Source organism: Gordonia terrae (assembly GCF_051789125.1).
GTDB classification, from domain to species: domain Bacteria; phylum Actinomycetota; class Actinomycetes; order Mycobacteriales; family Mycobacteriaceae; genus Gordonia; species Gordonia terrae_A.
In genome coordinates this window covers 1,619,992-1,642,463 of record NZ_CP196526.1, presented here as the reverse complement: position 1 = coordinate 1,642,463, position 22,472 = coordinate 1,619,992, and the positions used below count along the sequence as shown (strand labels likewise).

The 22,472-nt window shown below is 67.7% G+C and carries 22 protein-coding genes; 7 read left to right on the top strand and 15 right to left on the bottom strand.

The features are described from left to right. Nucleotides 1–19: 19 nt before the first annotated feature. Together ACSUZC_RS07480 and ACSUZC_RS07475 are read left to right on the top strand one after the other, a co-directional pair. Nucleotides 20–958 carry a MetQ/NlpA family ABC transporter substrate-binding protein gene (locus tag ACSUZC_RS07480; protein WP_439032216.1) on the top strand — a complete coding sequence of 313 codons (939 nt, stop codon included), beginning with the start codon at nt 20–22 and terminating at the stop codon, nt 956–958. A gap of 83 nt (nt 959–1,041) precedes the next feature. Continuing rightward, the gene (locus ACSUZC_RS07475; RefSeq protein WP_439032215.1) at nt 1,042–2,376 is read left to right on the top strand and encodes a YibE/F family protein; all 1,335 of its coding nucleotides are present in this window, start codon (nt 1,042–1,044) and stop codon (nt 2,374–2,376) included. Between the two features lie 16 nt (nt 2,377–2,392). Here the strand turns inward: ACSUZC_RS07475 and ACSUZC_RS07470 are convergent, their stop codons facing one another. Next, a complete protein-coding gene (locus ACSUZC_RS07470) occupies nt 2,393–3,256 on the bottom strand; it encodes a hypothetical protein (protein ID WP_439032214.1) in 864 nt (287 codons plus the stop codon). 251 nt (nt 3,257–3,507) lie between these two features. Between ACSUZC_RS07470 and ACSUZC_RS07465 the strand changes: the two genes are divergently transcribed. Beyond that, nucleotides 3,508–4,707, top strand: a complete 1,200-nt coding sequence (locus ACSUZC_RS07465) for a TerD family protein (RefSeq protein ID WP_439032213.1) — start codon at nt 3,508–3,510, stop codon at nt 4,705–4,707. 13 nt (nt 4,708–4,720) lie between these two features. On the opposite strand, the gene ACSUZC_RS07460 is transcribed toward ACSUZC_RS07465, so the two are convergent. The 4 genes from ACSUZC_RS07460 to ACSUZC_RS07445 all read right to left on the bottom strand — a co-directional run bounded on the left by ACSUZC_RS07460 (nt 4,721) and on the right by ACSUZC_RS07445 (nt 9,142). Then, nucleotides 4,721–5,965, bottom strand: a complete 1,245-nt coding sequence (locus tag ACSUZC_RS07460) for an SfnB family sulfur acquisition oxidoreductase (protein WP_439032212.1) — start codon at nt 5,963–5,965, stop codon at nt 4,721–4,723. Further along, a complete protein-coding gene (sfnG, locus tag ACSUZC_RS07455) occupies nt 5,962–7,074 on the bottom strand; it encodes a dimethylsulfone monooxygenase SfnG (RefSeq protein ID WP_439032211.1) in 1,113 nt (370 codons plus the stop codon). Before sfnG ends, ACSUZC_RS07460 begins: the two co-directional genes overlap by 4 nt. A 52-nt stretch (nt 7,075–7,126) precedes the next feature. Further along, nucleotides 7,127–8,305 carry an LLM class flavin-dependent oxidoreductase gene (locus ACSUZC_RS07450; RefSeq protein WP_439032210.1) on the bottom strand — a complete coding sequence of 393 codons (1,179 nt, stop codon included), beginning with the start codon at nt 8,303–8,305 and terminating at the stop codon, nt 7,127–7,129. Between the two features lie 174 nt (nt 8,306–8,479). Beyond that, a complete protein-coding gene (locus ACSUZC_RS07445) occupies nt 8,480–9,142 on the bottom strand; it encodes a TetR family transcriptional regulator (protein WP_238422654.1) in 663 nt (220 codons plus the stop codon). A 159-nt stretch (nt 9,143–9,301) separates the two neighbouring features. Here ACSUZC_RS07445 and ACSUZC_RS07440 point away from each other — a divergent pair, with 159 nt between their 5' ends. The 4 genes from ACSUZC_RS07440 to ACSUZC_RS07425 all read left to right on the top strand — a co-directional run bounded on the left by ACSUZC_RS07440 (nt 9,302) and on the right by ACSUZC_RS07425 (nt 12,933). Further along, complete coding sequence (locus tag ACSUZC_RS07440) at nt 9,302–10,423, top strand: ferredoxin reductase (protein ID WP_439032209.1); 1,122 nt, start codon at nt 9,302–9,304, stop codon at nt 10,421–10,423. Between the two features lie 54 nt (nt 10,424–10,477). Further along, nucleotides 10,478–11,692, top strand: coding sequence for a fatty acid desaturase family protein (locus ACSUZC_RS07435; RefSeq protein ID WP_439032208.1), 1,215 nt, complete (start codon nt 10,478–10,480; stop codon nt 11,690–11,692). A gap of 116 nt (nt 11,693–11,808) precedes the next feature. Then, on the top strand, nt 11,809–12,315 hold the full coding sequence (locus tag ACSUZC_RS07430) for a hypothetical protein (protein ID WP_439032207.1): 507 nt from the start codon (nt 11,809–11,811) through the stop codon (nt 12,313–12,315). A gap of 120 nt (nt 12,316–12,435) precedes the next feature. Further along, complete coding sequence (locus tag ACSUZC_RS07425) at nt 12,436–12,933, top strand: DUF4395 domain-containing protein (protein ID WP_439032206.1); 498 nt, start codon at nt 12,436–12,438, stop codon at nt 12,931–12,933. 83 nt (nt 12,934–13,016) lie between these two features. Here ACSUZC_RS07425 and ACSUZC_RS07420 read toward each other — a convergent pair whose 3' ends face one another. The 10 genes from ACSUZC_RS07420 to stf0 form a co-directional block, all read right to left on the bottom strand. Further along, the gene (locus ACSUZC_RS07420; RefSeq protein ID WP_439032205.1) at nt 13,017–13,193 is read right to left on the bottom strand and encodes a hypothetical protein; all 177 of its coding nucleotides are present in this window, start codon (nt 13,191–13,193) and stop codon (nt 13,017–13,019) included. Nucleotides 13,194–13,223: 30 nt separating this feature from the next. After that, nucleotides 13,224–14,171 carry a Ppx/GppA phosphatase family protein gene (locus tag ACSUZC_RS07415; protein ID WP_439032204.1) on the bottom strand — a complete coding sequence of 316 codons (948 nt, stop codon included), beginning with the start codon at nt 14,169–14,171 and terminating at the stop codon, nt 13,224–13,226. After that, entirely contained in the window at nt 14,168–14,716 is a 549-nt protein-coding gene (locus tag ACSUZC_RS07410; protein WP_439033031.1) for a DUF501 domain-containing protein, read from the bottom strand. Before ACSUZC_RS07410 ends, ACSUZC_RS07415 begins: the two co-directional genes overlap by 4 nt. Before the next feature lie 10 nt (nt 14,717–14,726). Then, complete coding sequence (locus tag ACSUZC_RS07405) at nt 14,727–15,398, bottom strand: septum formation initiator family protein (RefSeq protein WP_439032203.1); 672 nt, start codon at nt 15,396–15,398, stop codon at nt 14,727–14,729. Nucleotides 15,399–15,410: 12 nt separating this feature from the next. After that, entirely contained in the window at nt 15,411–16,694 is a 1,284-nt protein-coding gene (gene eno / locus ACSUZC_RS07400; RefSeq protein WP_064569250.1) for a phosphopyruvate hydratase, read from the bottom strand. 182 nt (nt 16,695–16,876) lie between these two features. Then, entirely contained in the window at nt 16,877–17,650 is a 774-nt protein-coding gene (locus ACSUZC_RS07395; RefSeq protein ID WP_439032202.1) for a lytic transglycosylase domain-containing protein, read from the bottom strand. 179 nt (nt 17,651–17,829) lie between these two features. Continuing rightward, nucleotides 17,830–18,681: a formylglycine-generating enzyme family protein gene (locus tag ACSUZC_RS07390; protein WP_439032201.1), complete on the bottom strand. Its 852-nt coding sequence runs from the start codon at nt 18,679–18,681 to the stop codon at nt 17,830–17,832. 65 nt (nt 18,682–18,746) lie between these two features. Further along, complete coding sequence (gene cysC, locus ACSUZC_RS07385) at nt 18,747–20,666, bottom strand: adenylyl-sulfate kinase (RefSeq protein ID WP_439032200.1); 1,920 nt, start codon at nt 20,664–20,666, stop codon at nt 18,747–18,749. Beyond that, nucleotides 20,666–21,631, bottom strand: coding sequence for a sulfate adenylyltransferase subunit CysD (cysD, locus tag ACSUZC_RS07380; protein ID WP_439032199.1), 966 nt, complete (start codon nt 21,629–21,631; stop codon nt 20,666–20,668). Before cysD ends, cysC begins: the two co-directional genes overlap by 1 nt. After that, the gene (stf0, locus tag ACSUZC_RS07375) at nt 21,628–22,434 is read right to left on the bottom strand and encodes a trehalose 2-sulfotransferase (protein ID WP_439032198.1); all 807 of its coding nucleotides are present in this window, start codon (nt 22,432–22,434) and stop codon (nt 21,628–21,630) included. Before stf0 ends, cysD begins: the two co-directional genes overlap by 4 nt. Between the last annotated feature and the right edge of the window lie 38 nt (nt 22,435–22,472).

Below are 22,472 nucleotides of genomic sequence, written 5' to 3'. Positions count from 1 at the left end.
CACTTCGAAAGGTCCACCCATGTCACAGGACACCGGTTCCCCCACCGACACCTCGTCCGGCGTTGCGGGAAATCCCACTCCGCCAGCCGATTCCGGCATCGAAATCGCCTCGCGTCGTCGCTGGCCGTTGGTCGCCGGCGCACTCGTCGTCGTCGCGGTCGTCGCAGCCGTGGTCGGTTGGCGATTCTTCGGGACGGAGTCCACCTCCCCCAACGAGACAGCTGGCGCGACGCTGACCGTCGTCACCGCCGAGGGCAATGCCTCCGAGCAGGCGCTCGTGGAGTTCATCAGCCGCGAGGTCGCGCCGCGCTACGGGATCAAGGTCGCGTTCAAGGGTCTCGCCGACTCGACGACACTCAATCGTGCGGTGAGCGACGGTGAGGTCGCCGGGACCGTCTACCAGCACAAGCTGTGGCTGTCGCAGGTTCTCGAGGCCAATCCGGACTTCAAGGAGGTGGCCGCGACGCCCGTCTTCCGCTGGGGATTCGGCATCTGGTCGGACAAATACCGCGACGTGGCCGACCTGCCGCAGAACGCGCGGGTCTCTCTCTACTCCGATCCCGCCAACGAGGCGCAGGGACTCTGGCTGCTCGAGCGGGCCGGACTGATCACCCTGAAACCGGGCATCGACAAGTGGAAGGCGACGCAGAAGGACATCGCCACCAACCCACGCAATCTGCAGTTCGTCCTGCTCGACTTCGCGGCGCAGTCCCGTTCGCTCGCCGACTTCGATGCGACGGTGGGATACACCGAGTACTACCTCGCGGCGAACATCGACATCGCCAAGCAGATCTACGCGCCGCCCGCACCCGACGAGTTCGCCGGCCAGCTGACCATCGGAACCGAGTGGCAGGACACCGACAACATCAAGAACCTCGTCGCCGCGTTCAAGGACCCGGCGGTGCAGGAATTCCTTCGCACCGACCCTCGAGTGCAGGGCATCCTGCTGCCGCTGTGAGGCCGGTCGGCATCGTCGTCCGCTCCGTTCCCGCATCCGGGCCGCTGATCGCGGCCCGGATGCGGTGCGCATAGGCTCACCGCGTGAGCCGCACACACGACGGGCACGGTCACACGCACTCGCTGGCCGACATCTCCCACACGTTGTCTCCGTTCGCCCGGTGGTTCGTCATCGGGACGCTGGCTGCCACCGCCGTCGTGGTCGCCATCGGGATGATCGTGCTGTGGCCGTCGGATGCCGACCACCCGATTCCCACCCAGTTCCGTTCCGCGGACGGCGGTCCGATCTCCACCGTCGACGGCGAGATCGTCGACCAGTTCCACGCGAACTGCCTCAACTCGGCGGCGGGCACGGTGTTGGAGACAGCCGACATCCCGATCAATCCGGTACCCGGGGGCCCTTGCATCCTCAACGCGGTGCGGTTCGATTCCGGTGACGTGGCCGGGCAGTACACCGTTCTGGAGATCCCGACGAACCGTGCTCAGGCCGGCTCGGGTCCCGACTCCGCGCCACCGAATCCCGCAACCCTCGACGAGCCGCAGGCCGGGCAGCCGACGCTGAACGTCGGTGACGGCATCCGACTCTCGACGGTGCCCGCAGCAGATGGCAACCGGTACACGTTCTTCGACTTCCAGCGCGGAACCGCGACGATCTTCTGGGCCATCCTGTTCGTCCTCGCCATCGTGCTGGTCGCCGCGTGGCGGGGATTCCGTTCGATCATCGGCCTCGCGTTCGCCTTCGGCATCCTGACGGTCTTCACTCTCCCCGCCATCCTGGATGGTTCCTCACCGGTTGCCGTCGCCGTGGTGTCGTCGGCGGCCATCTTGTTCGTGGTCCTCTACCTCGCGCACGGCGTCAGTCTGCGTACGAGTTCGGCTCTGCTCGGCACGCTCACCTCGTTGCTGATGGCGGGTTTTCTGAGCTGGCTGGCGATCCGGACGATGAACCTGACCGGGTTGTCCGGCGATCAGACCACGAGCCTGCAGGTGTATCAGGGCAGCATCTCGGTCAGCGGTCTCCTGCTCGCCGGATTCATCATCGGCACGCTGGGTGTGCTCAACGATGTCACGATCACGCAGGCGTCGGCCGCGTTCGAACTCGCGGCGGCCGGTGAACCCTCTCGGGTGGCGACGTTCCGCGCCGCGATGCGCGTCGGTCGTGATCACATAGCCAGCACGGTGTACACGCTCGTGTTCGCCTATGCGGGCAGCGCTTTGCCGCTCATGCTCTTGTTCTCGGTGGCCCAGCAACCCCTGGGCGGTCTGCTGACGACCGACGTGGTCGCCGTGGAGCTGGCCCGCTCGTTCGTCGGCGGTATCGCGATCGCGCTGTCGGTTCCGCTGACCACCGCCATTGCGGCCGCACTCAGCACTCCGGCCGGGGCACAACGCTCTTCGGGCGCGCACGCCGCCGGGTGACGATCCGCGGCGCGGATCAGCACCTGCCCTTCGGCAGATCGGCGAGGTTCTTGCCGAGCCAATTGCCCAGGCGCGTCAGCATCTTGGTGCCGTCGGTGAACGACCCGCTGCGGGGGATCGCGGCCATCGACACCGCGACCTGACCGCCGGTGGTGCTGATGATGCCCAGCTGCCGGACGAGGTGGCCTTGCGACTTCGAGGTCGCGGGACCCCAGCCGCCCTTGACGGCGGTCACGGCGCCCTGTGCCCGGCCCACCCTGGCGATACCCCATTGCTGGTTGGGTGCCACCGCGCTCATCAGCCGGACGAGGTGTTCGCTGTCGGGAAAGCACGGGAGGTGCGCGGCGAAGACGGCCTGGTCGCGCAGCGCCCAAGCGGTGTGGCCCGGGTACGACGGCGGGTTGTCGACCTCGGACGACACGTGCGTGCGCGTGTCGTGCCCTTCGCGCAAGACGTTGGTGACGGCGTCGACCGAGGCGTGTCCGCCTCCGAGCAGCCCCCACAGTTCGCCCGCGGCATCGTTGTCGGAGAACGTGATCGCCCGGTCCTCCATCTTCGCGACCGCCGCGCCTCGCTGTCGTTGCGCCGCGAGCGACACCGGCACCTTCATCGTCGACCATGCGCGCCCGGACTTGAGCGTCCCCAGCGAGATCACCTGCTCGCTCCCGACCGGCACGATCGCGATCCCCAGCTGACCGGGCAGGGTGGTGCGCATGGATTTCTGCAACGCCGCGTAGCTGCGCGCCAGCTTCTTGTCGACCGGCTCGGGTGGCTTGAACCACGACGCGAACGGTTCCGGGAGCGGGGGCAGTGTCGGCAGCGGAATCGCCGTCGCGGAACCCGCGCCGACGACCAAGGACATCGTCAGGGCGCCGACCATGACCGCGATTCTCGTCACAACTTTCACAATTTTCTCCTGAGTCACTTCAGACACAGAAGCCTACGGCCGGACCAGCGCCACCACCATGCCGTATATGCAATCGGAACCTTCTCGGGACCGGTGCCACATCCCCGGAGCGTGAATCTCCCTCCTGCGCTCGACCGACCCAGCCGGGCCGACAAACTACGCTGTGCGTCGAAGGTGCCGGATTTGTCCGGCACACCCCGACCACGTGAGGAACCACTCCGGACATGCCTGCGCTGAGCAAGGGACAGAACGGCCCGCTGTCGACCCCGGACGTCGTGATCTCGGTGGACCTCGCCACCGCCGCCGACCTGTCCGCGCTCCTGGTCACCGATCGCGGGGTCGTGCGAAGCGACGACGACTTCGTGTTCTACAACCAGCCGAGCGGACCCGGCGTCCGACTGCAGCCCGTGCCCGGCGGCACGGCGCAGCTGCATATCTCGACCGCGGGCATCCCCGCCGACGTCGACGCGGTCCGCGCGGTCATCACCCTCGACGACGCGTCGTCGACCTTCGGGCGGTTCGCCCCTCCGGTGGCGCGGGTCGCCGACGCCCGGGGCCGAGAGCTGTATGAGTACGCCATCGCCGGCCTCGCGACCGAGTCGGTGGTCATCGCGCTGGAGGTCTACCGGCGCAACAGTGACTGGAAGGTGCGCGCGGTCGGCCAGGGGTACGCGGGCGGCTTCGCCGATCTCGTCCGAGACCACGGCGTCAGCGTCGACGACGAGCCCGCCGCCCCGGCTCCCGCACCCGTTGCCGCTCCGCCGACACCCGCTCCGCCGACACCCGCACCGCCCGCCGCCCCGCCGGCCCCCGCCCCGGCAGCTCCGTCGCGCGCTCCCGAGATCAGCCTGAGCAAGGACCGGCCGGTCAGCCTGACCAAGGGCCAGAAGGTCACGCTCCGCAAGGAGGGCGGTGTCCACCTGACCGACATCCGCATGGGACTCGGCTGGGATCCGGTCCGCGGCGGCCTCGGTCGTGGCGGTTCGATCGACCTCGACGCGTCGGTGCTCATGTTCTCCGGCGACAAGTGCGTCGAGACCGTCTACTACGGCCACCTGAACTCCAAGGACCGTTCGGTCCTGCATTCCGGCGACAACCTCACCGGCGAGGGGGCCGGCGACGACGAAGTCATCCGTGTTGCGCTGCAATCGGTCCCGGAGCGGATCGATGCCCTGATGTTCATCGTCACGTCGTACCGTGGGCACACCTTCGAGCGGATCGAGAACGCCTACTGCCGACTCGTCGACGAGACCACGTCCGCCGAGCTGGCACGGTTCACACTCCAGGGCGGGATGCCGTTCACCGCCGTCGCGATGGCGGTCATCAGTCGCGACGCGGGTGAGTGGAAGCTACGCGCCATCGGCGACGGCTTCGACGCCAAGACGCCGAAGAAGGCGCTCTCGCACGTCGGCCGTTACCTCTGAGCGCGGTCGTCGACTAGATCACGCCGTGCAGCGGGGGTTCCTCGCCGCGGAGCACCCAGCGACCGATGTGCTGGTACTTCCACCGCACCGGATCGTGGAGGGTGTGCGTCCGCGCGTCGCGCCAGTAGCGGTCCAGTCCGGCTCCCGCCGCAGCGCTGCGGGTGCCGCTCACCTCGAACAGGGCCGACGCCACGGGTGTCGCCACCCGGTCCGCCACGGCCTTGGCGGTCGCCACCGCGATCGACGCCTCGGCGACCGCGCCGCGTGCCGCTGTCGGGTGAGCGCCGCCCGTCACCTCGTCGACCCGACGGCCCGCCGCCGCGAGCGTCGCCTCCGCGGCCGCGACATCGACCTCCAGCTCGCCGAACCGCTGCACCACCAACGGATCGTCGACGGCACGCTCGACACCCGCCTCGAACCAGGGTCGCGACTTGGTACGGACGAACTCCGACGCCTCGCGGAGTGCCCCCCGAGCGATACCGACGTCGATCGCGACGTGCAGCAGCTGGGCGAAGGCTCCATAACCCGTCGGCGCCGATGTGGCCGGCGCTCGCTCCACGAGGTCGTCGATGCCGACGTCGACCCCCGAGAAGCGAACCGTTCCCGAGCCCGTCGTGCGCTGGCCGACGGCGTCCCAGTCGTCGACGATCTCCACGCCCGGCGAATCGGCGGGAATGAAGGCCACATAATCTCCCGCGGGCAGGGTCCCGTCGGTCGACTCCGCTCGGGCCAGCACGGCCAGGGTGTCGGCGAACAACGAACCCGTGCAGTAGAACTTCTCCCCATCCAGAACGAATCGCGAGGTCGAGCCCCCGGAGCTCAGACGGGTGGAGATGTCGGCGACCGTCTTGCCGCCGCGCTCAGATTGGGCATTGGCGACTCGACCGCCGCCCAGAACCTCGGTGAAGATGCGCTCCTGCAGCGGCTCTCGCGCCGACAACCGGACCAGATTGAGGTAGACGAAGTGGCTGTGCGGGATCTGGGCGATGCTCGCGTCCGCGGCCGCCAGGATGGAGACGACCTCGGCCAGCAAGCCGGGTCGGGCATCGAGCCCGCCGAAGCGCGCCGGCACCGTCAGTGCGAGCAGGCCCGACTGGGACAGGCGGTCGATCTCGGCGTGGGGCAGGCGCCGGTCGCGGTCCCGTTCGGCCGCGCCGACAGCGAATTCGGCCGCCAGTTCGCGTGCCACCGACAACGCCTCGGCCTCGGACCCGAGACGCGCGGCTGCGCCGACCCGGGCCTGGTCCACTGCGGTCACGCCACCCCCGCGGGCGCTTGCGCGGCCTCGATCTCGCGGACGAGCGGCAGGACCTTCGCTCCGAAGTACTCGATCTCCTCCTGGAAGTGCAGGAAGCCTCCCAGGAAGAGGTCGACGCCCAGACGCTTGTAGGCGACGATGCGCTCGGCCACCTGCTCCGGGGTACCGATCAGCTGGGTACGGAAACCGTCGTTGTACTGGACCAGGTCCTCGAACGAGGAGTCGGCCCACATGCCCTTCTTGTCGCCGGTCGAGTTGCCCGCCTGCTGGACCGCGTCCCGGAACCCCTCCACCGCGGGGCGATTGGCCTTCTCGACGATCTCGCGCAGGGTGTCGCGAGCCTCCTTCTCCGTGTCGCGCGCGATGATGAAGCCGTTGAGCCCGAACTTCACCTCACGCTCGTGGGCTCGGGCGACGGCGCGGAGATCGTCGAGCTGTTCGGTGACGCCGTCGAAGTCCTTGCCGTTGGAGAAGTACCAGTCGGCGTAGCGTCCGCCGTTGTTGCGAGCAGCCGAGGAGTTCCCGCCCTGGAACAGCTCGGGATTGGGACGCTCGGAAGTGTTGAGCGGCTTGGGCTTCAACGTGAAGTCGTGGATGCGGTAGAAATCGCCCCGGTAGTCGACGTTGTCCTCGGTCCAGATCTTGCGGATCACCTCGAGGAATTCGCCACTGCGCCGATACCGCTCGTCGTGCTCGAGCCAGGGTTCGCCGAGATGGGTGAACTCGTCCTTGAACCACCCGCTGACGACATTGATGGCGAAACGGCCGTTGGACAGGTGATCGGCGGTCGCCCCCAGCTTCGCCAGGACGGCCGGATGCCACAACCCCGGATGCACCGCGGCGATGACCTTCAGACGCTGCGTCGCGAGCAGCAGCGCGAGACTGAAACTCGTGGACTCGTGCTGGAACTCGGCGCCGTAGCTCGCCTCGTATCGGACCTGGGACAGCGCGTACTCGAAACCGTTGTTCTCGGCCGTCTGGGCGAGCTTCACGTTGTAGTCGTAATCCCAGCTGGTGCGCTGCTCGATGGTGCTGGTGACCAGGCCGCCACTGACGTTGGGCACCCAGTAGGCGAACTTGATCTGGTCCGCGATGGACTCGGTGGACATGGCTACCTCCGCGAGGTTTCGGTGACGTGGTGAGAGTGAAAAGGATTGTGGGTCAGGATGATGCGGCTTGCAGGCGCGGCAGGAACGCGGTACGCACGGCCTCGGACGGGCCGGCCGAGGCCGGGTCGAGCAGTCCGAGCCGGGCGAGGGCGGGCCGGACTCCGTCGCCGAAGTGGTAGGCCTCCTCGAGGTGCGGATAACCGGACAGGATGAAGTGGTCGAGCCCCAATGCCGCGTATTCGGCGATGAGCGCGGCGACCTCGTCGTAGGAACCGACGAGCGCGGTGCCCGCACCGCCGCGAACGAGTCCCACTCCGGCCCAGACCCCGGGGTGGATCTCGAGGGAATGCGGATCGTCGAGACCTCCGAAACCCGCACCGCGGCCGTGCAGTTCGGACATGCGTCGCTGCCCCTCGGACTCCGAGCGCGCGAGATTCTGCTGAGCTGTCGCCACCTGGGCAGGGTCGAGCGCACCGAGCAGACGGGCCGCCTCGGCCCAGGCCTGCTCCGACGTCTCGCGGGCGATGACATGGAAACGGATGCCGTGCTTCAGCTCTCGCCCCTGCGCGGCGGCCAGACCGTTCACCCAGGCGATCTTCTCGGCGACCGCGTCCGGACGCTCACCCCAGGTGAGGTAGGTGTCGGCGTGCTTGGCCGCGACATCACCGGCGGCAGGCGACGACCCGCCGAAGAAGATCTCCGGAGTCGGGTCGGGGCGTCGTCCGAGTTGCGCACCTTCGACGCGCAGGTACTTTCCGACCACATCGACAGGCTCTTCCTCGGTCCAGAGCCGCCGGATGATCTCCAGGTACTCGTCACAGCGTTCGTACCGCGCGTTCTTCGCCAGGAAGTCGCCGAACGCACGCTGCTCGCTCGACTCGCCGCCGGTGACGACGTTCACGAGCAACCGCCCCTGCGAATGCCATTGGAAGGTGGCCGCCATCTGGGCGGCGAGGGTCGGCGAGATGAGCCCGGGACGGAAGGCCACCAGGAACTTGAGACTCTCCGTGGCATCGATCAGAGCGGCCGTGGTCAGCCACGCGTCCTCACACCACAGACCCGCCGGCGTCAGCACGGCCTCGAAGCCGTTGGCCTCGGCCGCTCCGGCCAGTTGCTTGAGGTATCGCAGATCGGCCGGGCGGTCCCCCGTCATCTGACTCCCGTGCCCGCCCGCGATCAGATTGCGCGAGTCGCCATAGGTGGGCAGGAACCAGTGGAAATGCAGAGACACCGCGAGGGCACCTTTCGCTCGGTCGGCAGGAGTCGGGCACGACACCGCCACGAATCCGCGCGGTGCACTCGCCCAGTCTCTGCACCGGTCCGAGCCCGGACCACCTTTGAAATCGCGCTGAGGGCAATTCGACAATCACCGGGCGGGAAGGCTACGACAGCCGGTGGCCGCAGGTCAGTCCGTGGTCGGACGCCACTGCCCCATTCCGAGGAAGACCATGACGAGACGGCGTTCGGTGCGCTCGACGATCTCCTTCTCCGCGCCGCGCCCCCGGTACTCGCCGTCGAGCAGGTCGGCCACCGCGGTCAGCATGATCGTCACGATCAGTTCGGCGGCGAGCTCGAGATCGTCGGATTGCCAGCGTGCGAGATCGGGCAGCCGCGCCAGATCGATCGCGAGTTCTTTGGAGAACAGGCGGAGCTCGGTGTCGATGGCCCGACGGATCTCCGCGATGCCACCGTGCTGCTCACGTACGAGGAAGCGGAACTGCGACTCGTTCTCCCGCACGTGCCGCAGCAGGATGGCGAGCGAGTTCTTGGCCGTCGGCATCGCCTCACGGGCCGCCAGATCCCGCCTGCCGTCACGGAGCGCGCGGCGCAGCACCCGCATCGAATCCTCGACCACCGTGACGCCGAGATCCTCCATCGAGGCGAAATGACGGTAGAACGCCGTCGGCACGATCCCCGCACCCCGGGCCACCTCGCGCAGGCTGATGCTTCCGAAGCTGCGCTCGCCCACCAGTGACCGCGTCGTGTCCAAGAGAGCCTGCCGCGTCTGATTCTTCCGATCGGCACGCGTCTGAGCGTCGCGCTGGCTCGACTCTCGGGTGCGTGTCACATGCCGAGTCTAAGCGCCGCAGGCGGCCACCAGTCCCGGGACCCGTCAGCGGTAGTGACGGCCGTCACGTCGATGAACGCTTGACTCCCACCTGCCGACCCGTGACACACTATCGGGTGTACACATGTACACCGAAATATCCGGAACGGAGCCCAGCCCATGAGCATCCGCACGCCCCAGAATCCGACCCGCCGCACGGACGGCGCCACCACTGGTCGGTGGAGCCGCCTGGTCGGATCGATCGTCGAGGCAGCGCTGTCGCCGCATCCGGTCGACCGCTACCTCGAACTGGTAGATCCCATGATGACCTGGCGAGAACTGCGCGGTGAGATCGTCCGGGTCGACCACCCCACCTCGCGCACCGTACGCCTCACCATTCGCCCGACCCGCCAATGGCAAGGACACGAGGCCGGACAGTTCGTCCAGCTCAAGGTGGTTGTCGACGGAGTGCGTCACACCCGCTGCTTCTCGCCGGCCAACGCCGCTGCGGGCCCCGACGGAGACATCGAGCTGACCGTCACGGCCCACGACGACGGCCTGGTCTCCAAGCACCTCCGCGAGCACGCCCGGGTCGGCGACGTCGTCGGCCTGTCGAACGCCGAAGGCGACTTCGTCCTGCCCGACACCGACCCGACATCGGCAGTGTTCGTGAGCGGCGGCAGTGGGATTACACCTGTACTCTCAATGCTGAGAACACTCGTCGCCCGATCGTACGCAGGCCCGGTGACGTTCGTGCACTATGCACGCACCCCGTCCGACATCGCATACCGCGACGAACTGGTGCAGCTCGCAGCCGACCACCCGAATGTCGAGCTGCGCCTGCACCACACCCGCGAGGACGGCGACGGACATTTCACCGCCGACCACCTCGACGGCATCCCCGGCCTGGCCGACGCCGACGTGTTCGTCTGCGGCCCCGCAGCTCTGATGGACGCCGTCACCGCCGCGCACGAGGAGATCGGAATCTCCCAGCCGCTGCACAGCGAGGCGTTCACGCTGGCCGCCCCGGCGGTGGATCCCGACTCGGTCGACGGTGAGATCACCTTCTCGCGGTCCGACGCGTCGGCGACCAACGACGGTCGGCCGATCCTCGACCAGGCCGAGGCCGCAGGTCTCTCTCCCGAATCCGGGTGCCGGATGGGGATCTGCTTCTCCTGCGTCGCGACGAAGAAGTCCGGCTGCACACGCAACGTTCTGACCGGCGAGATCGACGACGAGTCCGACACCCAGATCCAGCTGTGCATCAGCGCTCCCGTCGGCTCGGTCGACGTCGAGATCTGACACCGCTGAACTCGCCCTGATCCATTCATCTCCTCACCTACAGGAGGCACATCGATGACCATCGACATCAGCCGCGACATCGACCCGACCGTCGCCGACAATCTGCCCGCACGGCGTCTCGAATCGCTCGACACACCGCCCCGGCGCGACCCCAACACCGTTGTCCTGTCCTACGAGCAGGTCGAGGCCCTCGGCCGCGACCTCGACGAGCTGCGCAGCCGCATCGTCGCCGACCTGGGACAGAAGGACCGCGACTACCTGTACAAGGTCATCCGCGCCCAGCGCGGATTCGAGATCGGGGGCCGGGCCCTCATGTACCTCGGGTTCTTCCCGCCCGCATGGATCGCCGCCGTCGGCGCCCTGTCGGTGTCGAAGATCCTGGACAACATGGAGATCGGCCACAACGTCATGCACGGCCAGTACGACTGGATGCGTGAGGACACCTACAACTCGCGAGAGTTCGAGTGGGACACCGTGTGTCCGGCCGACCAGTGGAAGCACAGCCACAACTACCTCCACCACACCTTCACGAACATCATCGGCGAAGACCGCGACATCGGTTACGGCATCCTGCGCATGGACCGTGACCAGAAGTGGAACCCCTACTACCTCGGTAACCTCGGGTACGCGACGGCCCTCATGCTGCTGTTCGAGTGGGGCGTCATGTTGCACGACCTCGAAGCCGAGAACGTCATCCAGGGCAAGCGCAAGTGGAGCGACGTCAAGGGCCTGCTGAAAGGCATGTGGCGCAAGGCAGGCCGCCAGGTGCTCAAGGACTACGTCGTCTTCCCCGCACTCACCGGCCCCCTGTTCGTGCCCACGCTCGTCGGCAATGCGACCGCCAACCTGGTCCGCAACGTGTGGACGTACTCGATCATCTTCTGTGGTCACTTCCCCACCGGCGCTCAGACGTTCACGTCCGAGGAATGCGCGAACGAGACACGGGGTCAGTGGTACCTGCGCCAGATGCTCGGTTCGGCCAACATCACCGGCAGTCCGCTGTTCCACATCATGAGCGGCAACCTGTCGCACCAGATCGAACACCACCTGTTCCCCGACCTGCCGGCCAGCCGCTACCCGGAGATGTCCGCCGAGGTGCAGGAGATCTGCGAGCGCTACGGGCTGCCCTACAACACCGGCTCACTCAGCCACCAGCTCGCATCGACGTGGAAGAAGATCGCCAAGCTGTCGCTGCCCAACTGGATGACCCGCGACGACGACGACCTCACCGTGATCGTCGAACGCGAGAAGCCGGGCGCCATCGCCTGAGAGACCTCGCCTGACAAGGACGTCGACTCGGTTTGATCAGTGTGCCCCGGGGGTACGCTCGGGGCACACTGCTACTGGCACCGTCCCGCAACCGACCCGAGGGGAATCACGAGACGATGGTCGACAGCATCGAACGCAACAAGGACCTGTTCCAGGAATTGATCGAATCGACCGCGACCCACGTCGGCCGCATCGCCACGATCATCACCGGAGCGGTCGCAGGGGTGACGCGCGAGATCGGTGAGATCGTCACCGACGGCTTCGAGATGCGTGAAGCCGCGCGCAAGGCGAAGGCCGACGCGGGGTCCGGACACGACACGTCCGGGATCATCGACGCCGAATTCGCCGACACCCCCGAGGTCGAGGACTTCGAGGGCGACCTCGATCAGCCGTATGCCGATTCTGAACAGGCGAGAAAGGTGACCGGAGTGACCATGGACGAGCTTCCCGACCGCATCGACGTCGGAGAACAGGCCGGTATCGACCAGGAGGGCGAGATCTCACGCGAAGCGGAGATGCCCTCCGATGGTGGCGAGACCGATCAGGACGAGCCCGATGTCGCCGATCCCCGGGAGATCGCGGCCGAGGAGCCGCGGATGGATCCCGACATCGACCACCTCTGACGTCGCCTGGCGAGTATCGGAACCCGGCGTCCTTGAAATCCGACTGGATACAACCTTTGCCAAAGCGCGGCCGCGCCCGTAGCTTGGTCCTGGCTTTTCTAGGTCATGGAGGTTCTGTCGATGTCGGTGCGTGAGGTCTTCACCTTTCCCAACCCCGTGAACGACTATGCTGCGCGGACAACCGCCGGCCTGGTCGTCGCGCTGGCCATCGTGGCGGTCGCGATCGACACCCCGGTGCTGTATGGCCTGCTCGCGCTCGGGTTCGTCCTGCGCGTCGCCTCCGGCCCGACGCTGTCGCCGTTCGGACAACTGTCGGTGAGGCTCCTCGTGCCCAAGGTCGTCCGCAAGGAGAAGTTGGTCCCGGGCCCGCCCAAGCGTTTCGCCCAGGCGATCGGCCTCGTCGTCAGCGGCACCGCCTTCGTCCTGAGTCTGCTCGGTCTCGGGCTGGCCGCGCAGATCACCACCGGCGTTCTCATTGCCGCCGCGACCCTCGAGTCGGTCTTCGGCTTCTGCCTGGGGTGCACGATCTTCGGCTTCTTGCAGCGCCGCGGCGTCATTCCCGATTCGGTGTGCGAGGCCTGCAACAACATCTCGCTTCGCAATCCGGCTACCGTCTAGCCCTGTAGATCCACCACTGATGGACATACCCACCAACCTCGGGTTGGTGGGTATGTCCATCAGTGGTGGATTTGCGGGCGGGGTCAGCCGTCGGACTTCACCGAGCGGTCGGGCACCGTCATCGCCATCATCATGATCTCGGTCTCGCTGTAATCCCGGCCCGGGTGTTCGGCGGACAGGTGCGCCTGCACGGCCGGCACGAAGTCGTTCTCGAGGGCGGTGATGGATTCGCCGCAGGGGCAACGCAAGTTATATGCCATACCTCGCATGGTAACCGGGTCGCCGGACGCTCAGTCGAGGATTCCGAGCGCGATGCCGTCGAGGATGTCGTGTTCGCTCACCACCAGTTCGGTGATGTTCGCGCGCTCGGCGAGCACTCTCGCCAATTCCAGGGTGACCAGCGAGCCGCCGCCGATGACGTCCACACGACCGGGATGCATGGGGCCCAGAGCAGCGCGGTCGGTTCGGGTCATCCCGATCAGGTCGCGGCAGACCCGTTCGAGGTCGGTCAGCGAGATTCGGGAGAGGTGAATCCTGTCCGAGTCGTACTCCCGCAGTCCGGCCCCGAGCGCGGCCAACGTGGTCATCGTGCCCGCGACTCCGACCCACGTACGGGCGGATTCCACCGGGACGGCCGCGAAGGCCTCCGACAGACGCTCTCGTGCGAACTCGGTGGCCGCGGCGATCTCGGTTCCCGTCGGCGGGTCCGAGGGCAGGGCACGTTCGGTGAGCCGGACACATCCGATGTCCGCCGAGTAGGCCGCGGTGACGCCGCCGGCATCACCCAGGACGACCTCGGTCGATCCGCCCCCGAGGTCGGTGACCACGAAAGGTGCTCCGGCAGCATCCAATTCGCCGACGGCTCCGCGGAACGACAGCCGCGCCTCCTCGTCACCGGAGATCACCTCGGCGACGGCGCCGGTGACCACGCAGCCCAGCAGATCGGCGGTCATCGCAAAGAACTCGTCGCGGTTCGCGGCGTCGCGTGTCGCCGACGTCGCCACCATCCGCACCTTCTCGACGCCGAGCGATTCCATGGTGTCGACATAGTCGGCCAGGGCGAGGCGTGTCCGTTCGATCGATTCCGCAGCGAACATCCCCGTCGCGTCGACGCCGTAACCCAGGCGCACGACCCGCATCTCGCGGTGCAGATCGACCAGCCGCCCGTCCTCGCCCGGCTCGGCGACGAGGAGACGAATCGAGTTGGTGCCGCAGTCGACGGCACCGACGACGGTCATTCGCCGGGCTCCACGTCGTGCGACGCGAAGACCTCGACTCCCGGCCAATCTTCGGGAATCGCCGTGCCGCGCAGCCCGTTCGCCGCAGCGAGGGCCACCGCCTCGTCCCCGAGCGGGTTGACCCCCGGCCCTTTGGCGAGGGAGTGGGCGATCAAGACGTGCAGACACTTCACCCGGTCCGGCATGCCGCCGCCGGTGAAATCGGTACCGAGCGACTCGATCGCGTCGCGCTCGGCGAGGTAATCGTCGTGTGCGCGCCGGTAGGCCGCGGCGAGATCGGGATCCTCGTTCAGGCGGGCGGACATGCCTTTCATCACCCCCGCCGACTCCTGGCGGCTGGCCTCGGCGGTCAGTCGCGGATCGGTCAGGTAGTACAGCGTCGGGAACGGGGTGCCGTCGGGCAGCCGCGGTGCGGTCTTCACCACGGCGGGACGCCCGTCGGGCGTGCGATAGCTGATCTCGAGGACCCCGCGCGGTTCGCGACCCAGCTGGCTCGCGACCGTGGCCAGATCCTCCGCGGAAACTCCGCTGCCGGAGGCGTCCACCGTCACCGGCTCACTGCGCCACGGGAGGGGTCGACAGGGTGTCCCAGAGGTTGCCGTACCACGGTGCGCGGGCGCGCTGCTCGGCGCGCTCGGCGGCCTCGCGACGCGCTTCTTCGGCGGGGAACAACATCACGAGCGGGATCTCTCCTGGTTTGACGAACTGCAGTCGTGTCCGCGCCTGCGCTTCGATGTAGGCGGGATCGTTCTGCTCGTTGACCTTCTGCTGATAGTCGGCGACCTCGCGCTGGAGCTGTTCGTTCGACGCCGTCAGCTGTCGGAACTCCGCCCGCTGGCTGAAGTACGTCCGCAACGGCATCGCCAGGGTCAGCGCCACCACGCACACCACGACGACGGTGATCACCAGTGTCGCCAGCGTTGCCGGCGTCATCTCGAAGCCGCGCAACCGCGATCCGACGCCGGACCGGCCCCGACCGCGGTTGCCAGACGTGCGGGCCCGGCCCGGGCGTCGGCCTGTCGTGGTGGCGTCGTCGCCTCCGGTGTCATCGGGCGCGTCGGACACGAGCTCCTGCTCGCCGGTCTCGATCACCGATTCCGGGGTCTCAGGGGACACCGGCCGAGCGCGCCGCCGCGTGCGACGGGCACGTTCGCGTGAGCGCGCGTCTATCCGACGATCGCGCCCACGCTGACGCCCGTCACCGCGGTGACGTCGCTGCGAAGCCATGCAAACAGCTAATCACGAACCAAACGAGAATCGCGGGAAGGCGAGGTCGCCCGCGTAGCGTGCCGCATCGCCGAGACCTTCCTCGATGCGCAGCAGCTGGTTGTACTTGGCGACACGCTCGGAACGAGCGGGCGCACCGGTCTTGATCTGGCCGCAGCTGCACGCGACGGCGAGGTCGGCGATGGTGGTGTCCTCGGTCTCACCCGACCGGTGGCTCATCATCGTCTTGTATCCGTTGTTGTGCGCAAGGGCGACGGCATCGAGGGTCTCGGTCAGCGTGCCGATCTGGTTGACCTTCACCAGCAGCGCGTTGGCGATGCCCTTGGAGATGCCCTCCTCGAGGCGCTCGGGGTTGGTCACGAACAGGTCGTCACCGACGAGCTGCACCCGATCACCGATCGACTCGGTCAGCTTGGCCCATCCGTCCCAATCGTCCTCGGACAGACCGTCCTCGATCGAGACGATCGGGAAATCGCTGATGAGCTTCTCGTAGAACGAGACCATCTCGTCAGCGCCGAGTTCCTTGCCCTCGAGCTTGTAGGCACCGTTGGAGAAGAACTCGGTCGCCGCGGCGTCGAGAGCGATGACGACGTCCCGGCCGAAGTTGTATCCGGCCTTGCCGACCGCCTCGCCGATGACCGCGATGGCCGCCTCGGTGTTCGGCAGGTCGGGCGCGAAGCCCCCCTCGTCACCGAGAGCGGTGCTCATACCCTGCTTGCCCAGGACGCCCTTAAGGGCGTGGTAGACCTCGGCACCGCAGCGCAGCGCTTCCTTGAAGGTCGGCGCACCCACCGGCGCGATCATGAATTCCTGGAAGTCGATGCCGTTGTCGGCGTGCTCGCCACCGTTGATGATGTTCATCATCGGCACGGGCAGGATGTGGGCGTTGGGTCCGCCGATGTAGCGGAACAGCGGCAGACCGGCCGACTCGGCGGCACCCTTGGCCACCGCGAGAGAGACACCCAGCAGCGCGTTGGCGCCGATCCGGCTCTTGTCGGGGGTTCCGTCACAGTCGAGGAGCGCCTGGTCGACGAGTCGCTGCTCCTCGGCCTCGATACCGATCACGGCCGGTGCCAGGTCACCGAGGACACCCTCGACGGCCTTGGTGACGCCCTTGCCCAGGTACCGCTCACCACCGTCACGCAGTTCGACGGCCTCGTGTTCACCGGTGGAGGCACCGGACGGAACAGCGGCGCGGGTGAACGTGCCGTCGTCCAGGACGACCTCGACCTCGACCGTCGGGTTTCCCCGCGAATCGAGAATCTCACGCGCACCTACCTGCTCGATGATTGCCACGGCTCAACCCCAATCTCGGTGTACGGCTTCGCCGGCGATCTCAGGAGCGCATTCGTACTCTCGGGCCGCCTACGCCGACGACGGCCGGCTTGTGGTGCCGACCGATAGGGATGAGCCTAGTGGCTGCATCGATGCCGCATGTGACAAGGTCGGCGCAATCGCCGGGTCTGCCCCGGACCGGATCAGAAACGTACGTTGATCGAGTAGGCGTTCGCGTGATCGCGCACGTCGAGGACGTAGGCCATCGAGTTGTTGTAGGTGCGGACCGCCTTCTCCCACCCCTCCGGGTCGGTCATGTCGTTGCCCGACGACACGCAGAGGTAGCGGGCGGCCGAGAGAGCCGCGTCGTCGATGTTGTCGGGATCGGGCACGCCGTCGCCGTTGGCGTCGACACCGTAGCGCTTCCACGTCTCGGGGATGAACTGGAACGGGCCCATCGCGCGGTCATGGGTGGCATCGCCGTCGAGGGCACCGCCGTCGGTATCGCGGATCTCCATGTTGCCGCGCGTCCCGTCGAGCTTGGCTCCCCTGATCGGAGGACTGACGTCCCCGTTCTCGGCGACCTCGGAACCCCGGTACCGGCCGTGCTTGCTCTCGACGCCGGCGATACCGGCCAGCGTCGTCCAGGCGATACCGCACTCGGGGTGCTGCTGACGCTGGATCTCGGCGGCATTGCCGTACGCCTGCAGGGACACGATCGGGATGCCCGTGGACTCCGAGATCGGTTCCGCCCAGTCGTGCATCTTGTTCGCGGTGCGTCCGGGTGCGTTGATGTCGATGTAGGGCTGCGGCACGCCCGCCCCGGGCGGGATGCCCTCCGGGATGTCGGGCCTGGTCAGCGACGGTAGATCGATACAGCCTGCGAGCAGCACCGATGACGCGACGGCCACACCCGTGGCGACGACGCCGTTCTTCCACGAGTTCCGACGCTCCGGCCCTCGGCCCTGCACACGCATTCCAGCACTACTCCCGTCTCGGTCCCGTCAGGTCGCGCACGATCGGACATGTCTGGCGACCCGATCCCGCTCGACCGAACACGATCGCACAGTCGGCGGTGTCGACGGAAAATCGACACACACCTCACCCAGACAACTGCCGACGGGGTCGCTGGGTTCCCGCCGCCGGAACGGCGCGGTCAGCTCCGCGCCGAGCCCGCGGTGCGGAACCCGATGTTGCTCGCGGACGAGTGCGGTGTGTTGTTCGACCGGGCTGCGACCCGATAACGATGGCAGTAGGAGTCGCGGCACAGGTGGCTGCCACCTCGCAGGACGCGCGCGCTCCCCCGTTCGGGTCCCGTCGGGTCGCGGCGATCAGAGACGCGGTAGTACCGCGCGCTGAACCTGTCCGCACACCATTCCCAGACGTTGCCGGCGCACTGGTACAGGCCGTGGCCGTTGGGTTCGAACTCCCGAACCGCAACCGTTCCGACGCCCGCGTCCGGGCGGTCCGGGAAGTCGCCGCGGAAGATGTTGCAGCGCGGCATCTCCGACGACGGGGAGTCGTCCCCCCAGGGATATCGCGCGCCGGAACGGCCGCCCCGCGCGGCGTATTCCCACTGCGCCTCGGTCGGCAACGAGCGGCCGGCCCATCGGCAGTACGCCAACGCATCCTCATGGCTGACGTGCACCACCGGGTGATCGGCCTTGTCGTCGACGGTGCTCCCCGGGCCCGTCGGCGTGCGCCACGATGCCCCGGGCACAGCCAGCCACCAGGGGGTCGCGGCGACGGGTTCGCCCGGTGCCGTGGCGCAGAGGTGGAAGACCGCCGACCCGCCGAAGCGTTCGGCGTCGGTCTCGTGACCGGTCGCCGCGACGAACCGCTCGAACGCGGCGTTGGTCACCGCGGTCGTGTCGATCGAGAACGCGCTGAGTTCGACGTCGTGCACAGGGGTCTCACCGTCGGTGCGATACCCCTCGTCGAAGGCATCCCCCATCACGAAACTCGCGGCCGATAGCTCGACGGTCTCGACCGGGTGACGTCCGGACACGTTCCGTCCGACCGGGCGCGCCGACGGGGAGTCCTCGGGTGACGGTCCCGGAGGGTGGCAGCAATTCACCCGTCCATGATGCCGCGATCCATCAGCGCGCCGAGCACCAGCGAGGCCAGGCGGTCGATGTCGGCGCCGGTGGTGTCGAAGCGCAGGTCGGGGCGTTCGGGGCTCTCGTACGGCGCGTCGATGCCGGTCAGCCCGCGCAGTTCGCCGCGCCGGGCACGCTCGTAGAGGCCCTTGGGGTCGCGCCGTTCGCATTCGGTCACCGGGGTCGACACGTGCACCTCGATGAAGTCGAGGTCGGCGGCCCGGTGCAGTTCGCGGGCGATCTCCCGATCGGAGTGCAGCGGCGACACCATCGACGCGATCGCGATGACGCCGGCGTCGGCGAACAGGCGCGCGACGTGACCCACCCGGCGGATGTTCTCGGCCCGGTCCCCGGCCGAGAAACCCAGGTCGTCGGAGATGCCGTGGCGGATGTTGTCGCCGTCGAGCAGGTAGGCGACCCGGCCTCGACTGACGACTGCGCGTTCGAGGGCGACGGCGACCGTCGACTTTCCCGATGCGGGCAGTCCGGTCAGCCACACCGTCGCGCCACGCTGACCGGTGTGCGCCCAGCGCTCCGCCCGCGCGAGCGAACTCGGGTGCCACTTGATGTCGTTGCGAGTCGCCTTGCCGGGGATGACCTCTCGGGGCTCGAGGATCGTTCCCGCCCCGACGGTGTCGTTCGATGCCTCGTCGATGAGGATGAAGGCGCCGGTGTCACGGTTGTGCGCGTAGGGGTCCGAGGGCACCACCGACGATGTCCGCAGGGTGACCGTGCCGATGTCGTTGAGTACCAGCTCCCCCGGCCCGACATGCTCGATGAGTGTGTCGGGATCGAGCCGGCGCTCCAGCGACTGGACGGTGGCGCGCACGGTCGACGGTCCGTGTTTGAGGGCGACGCGGTCGCCCGCCCGCAGCGGCGAGGTCGACAGCCAGCACACGTGCGCGTCGATCTCGCGCGCCAGTACCGGCGCGTGCGCGCCCTCCGCACCGCTGACGATGACGTCGCCGCGCCCGATGTCGATGTCGTCGGCGATCTGGATACCGATCGAGAGTGGCGCCACCGCAACGTCTCTCGCGGGGTCCAGGGTATCCAGGGCAGTGACGGTCGACCGGCTGCCCGACGGGAGCACGACGATCTCGTCGCCGACCTGCAGAGTCCCCGATGCGAGCCGTCCGGTGTAGGTACGCCGGTGCGACTCGCTCGGACGCGACACCCACTGGATGGGTAGGCGCAGTTCTTCGGTCACCGGGGCGGGGGCGTGTAGTTCGATGTTCTCGAGGTACTCGAGGAGGGTCGGACCGTCGTACCAAGGGGTGTTCGGGGACCGGTGCACCACGTTGTCGCCGTGTTTGGCCGCCACCGGGACCGCCTCGATCTCGGCGATCCCCAACTGCACGGCCAGTTCGTTCAGGTCGGCGCGGATCTCGTCGAATCGGTGCTGTGAGTGGTCGACGAGGTCGATCTTGTTGACCGCGGCGATCACATGCGGCACGCCGACCAGCGTCGCTATCCGCGCGTGGCGCCGGGTCTGTCGCAGCAGACCGTGCCGCGCGTCGACGAGCAGGATCGCGACGTGGGCGTTGGAGGCACCGGTGAACATGTTGCGCGTGTACCGCTCGTGCCCGGGGGTGTCGGCGAGCACGTAACTGCGCGTGGGAGTGGAGAAGAACCGATAGGCGACGTCGATCGTGATGCCCTGCTCGCGTTCGGCGCGCAGGCCGTCGGACAAAGCTGCGAGGTCGATGTCACCGTCGGGGTCGGTGACCGCCGCGAGATGATCGCTCGGCAGGCTGCCCGTGTCATGCAGGATTCGACCGATGAGAGTGGACTTCCCGTCGTCGACACTGCCCGCGGTCGCAATGCGCAGGAATTGCCTTGTCGCCGTGTCGGTCCCGTGTGCACTCGGGGTCTGCCGCGGAGTGGTGAGAGTCATCAGAAATACCCTTCGCGCTTGCGATCTTCCATGGCGGCACTCGATGTGCGGTCGTCGGCGCGGGTCTCGCCACGCTCCGAGACCGTGGATTCGCTGATCTCGGCGATGATCTCGGGAATCGTCGTCGCGCGTGAGCGCACCGCGCCGGTGATCGTCAGGTCACCGACGGTGCGGTAACGCACCCATTCGGTGCGGACCTCGTCGGCGTCCGACGGCTGCGAGAACTCCGAGACGGCGAGCAGGATGCCGTCCCGGTCGAACACCTCCCGCTCGGCGGCGAAGTAGATCGACGGGAGTTCGAGGTCCTCGAGTTCGATGTAGCGCCAGACGTCGGTCTCGGTCCAGTTCGACAGCGGGAACACGCGCACCGATTCGCCGCGGCGGATCCGTCCGTTGTAGAGCGACCACGGTTCCGGACGCTGGGCGCGCGGATCCCACTGACCGAACTCGTCGCGGAAACTGAAGATCCGCTCCTTGGCACGCGCCCGCTCCTCGTCGCGCCGGGCGCCGCCGAACGCGGCGTCGAATCCGCCCTTCTCGAGCGCGTCGAGCAGCGTGCGGGTCTGCAAACGGTTCCGCGAACCCGAGGCCTCGGTGGATTCGGCCACACGGCCGGAGTCGATGGACTCCTGCACCGAGGCCACGATGAGTTCGATGCCCTCCGGGTTGTCGGGGGTCGGCGCGACCCGACGGTCGCGGAACTCGATCACATCGTCGAAGTTGTGCCCGGTGTCGACGTGCATGATCGGAAACGGCAACGGGGCGGGCCGAAATGCTTTCTCCGCGAGGCGGAGCAGAACGATGGAGTCCTTGCCGCCGGAGAACAGGAGCACAGGTCGCTCGAGTTCGGCGACCACCTCGCGGATGATGTGTACCGCCTCGGCCTCCAGGACGCGAATGGCGGCGACGTGGTCGAACCCCGCGGCCCCCGCGCCGTCGATCGTCGTCTCACCAAGTGTGGTCACAGTGGATACCCGTTCCGTTCGGCGTCGTCTCGGAAGCGTCGGGTCCACTCCTTGGACCGCGAATTGGACTGTGGTTTGAGGGGCGGCGGGGGTGCGAGTGCCGGGTCCTGCCCGATCCTCTCCAGCACCCGTGCGGTCGCTTTCGTGGGATCGTCGACCAGCTCCCGGAACTCGATGTCGAGAGGCTCGATGCCCTCGGCGGCGAACCAGTTGCGCCACTGCAGTTCCTGATCACGGAGGATGCCGGCCAGGTGCGCGATGCCACCGGCGTGGTACACGGCGTCGTCACCGTCGGCGTCGGAACCGTCGTTCCGCCACACCCGGGTCTGCACCGCGCGCCACATCGAGACCGCCTGCGGCACAACGTCGTCACGGTACACGTGGACGAACAGCGGGTCGGCACCGTCGAACAACCAGCGGATCGCGGACCGCAGTGAGCCCGATGCGATACGGGTCCGCGCGACCAGCAGTGGTGTCTGGTTCCACATGAGCTTGCCGCCCCACACCTTGTTGCCCGTTCGCCCCGCGTCCAGGACATCGGCGCGCCAGGTGCCCGCGTCGCGGACGTCGACCACGCCGGGATCGACGGGGTCGAGGAGGTCGAGGATCGTGGGATCGGCGACCCCGGCGAACCACTCACGTGGCTGCGGCGCCTGGGACGACGCGGGGAAGAACTGGAAGAACTCCTCGGGCCGGCCCGCGACACCGGTGGCCGCGAGAGATTCCACCAGCAGGGTGCTGCCGCTGCGCTGGCTCGCGCACACCAGGTAGTTCGCCGGTCCCGAAGAGGACGTTGCTGACATGAACGTGAGTCTAGCGAGCCGGAAACCGGCCGCAAGCT

Coding starts and splice junctions, on each gene's coding strand:
- ACSUZC_RS07405 (WP_439032203.1), bottom strand. CDS start 15,398: ATGGCTTCGCAGCGACGTCACCGCGGTGACGGGCGTCAGCGTGGGCGC.
- ACSUZC_RS07470 (WP_439032214.1), bottom strand. CDS start 3,256: ATGGTCGGCGCCCTGACGATGTCCTTGGTCGTCGGCGCGGGTTCCGCG.
- ACSUZC_RS07440 (WP_439032209.1), top strand. CDS start 9,302: ATGAGCATCCGCACGCCCCAGAATCCGACCCGCCGCACGGACGGCGCC.
- ACSUZC_RS07480 (WP_439032216.1), top strand. CDS start 20: ATGTCACAGGACACCGGTTCCCCCACCGACACCTCGTCCGGCGTTGCG.
- stf0 (WP_439032198.1), bottom strand. CDS start 22,434: ATGTCAGCAACGTCCTCTTCGGGACCGGCGAACTACCTGGTGTGCGCG.
- ACSUZC_RS07465 (WP_439032213.1), top strand. CDS start 3,508: ATGCCTGCGCTGAGCAAGGGACAGAACGGCCCGCTGTCGACCCCGGAC.
- ACSUZC_RS07415 (WP_439032204.1), bottom strand. CDS start 14,171: ATGACCGTCGTCGGTGCCGTCGACTGCGGCACCAACTCGATTCGTCTC.
- ACSUZC_RS07420 (WP_439032205.1), bottom strand. CDS start 13,193: ATGGCATATAACTTGCGTTGCCCCTGCGGCGAATCCATCACCGCCCTC.
- cysC (WP_439032200.1), bottom strand. CDS start 20,666: ATGACTCTCACCACTCCGCGGCAGACCCCGAGTGCACACGGGACCGAC.
- ACSUZC_RS07430 (WP_439032207.1), top strand. CDS start 11,809: ATGGTCGACAGCATCGAACGCAACAAGGACCTGTTCCAGGAATTGATC.
- ACSUZC_RS07435 (WP_439032208.1), top strand. CDS start 10,478: ATGACCATCGACATCAGCCGCGACATCGACCCGACCGTCGCCGACAAT.
- sfnG (WP_439032211.1), bottom strand. CDS start 7,074: ATGTCCACCGAGTCCATCGCGGACCAGATCAAGTTCGCCTACTGGGTG.
- ACSUZC_RS07425 (WP_439032206.1), top strand. CDS start 12,436: ATGTCGGTGCGTGAGGTCTTCACCTTTCCCAACCCCGTGAACGACTAT.
- ACSUZC_RS07395 (WP_439032202.1), bottom strand. CDS start 17,650: ATGCGTGTGCAGGGCCGAGGGCCGGAGCGTCGGAACTCGTGGAAGAAC.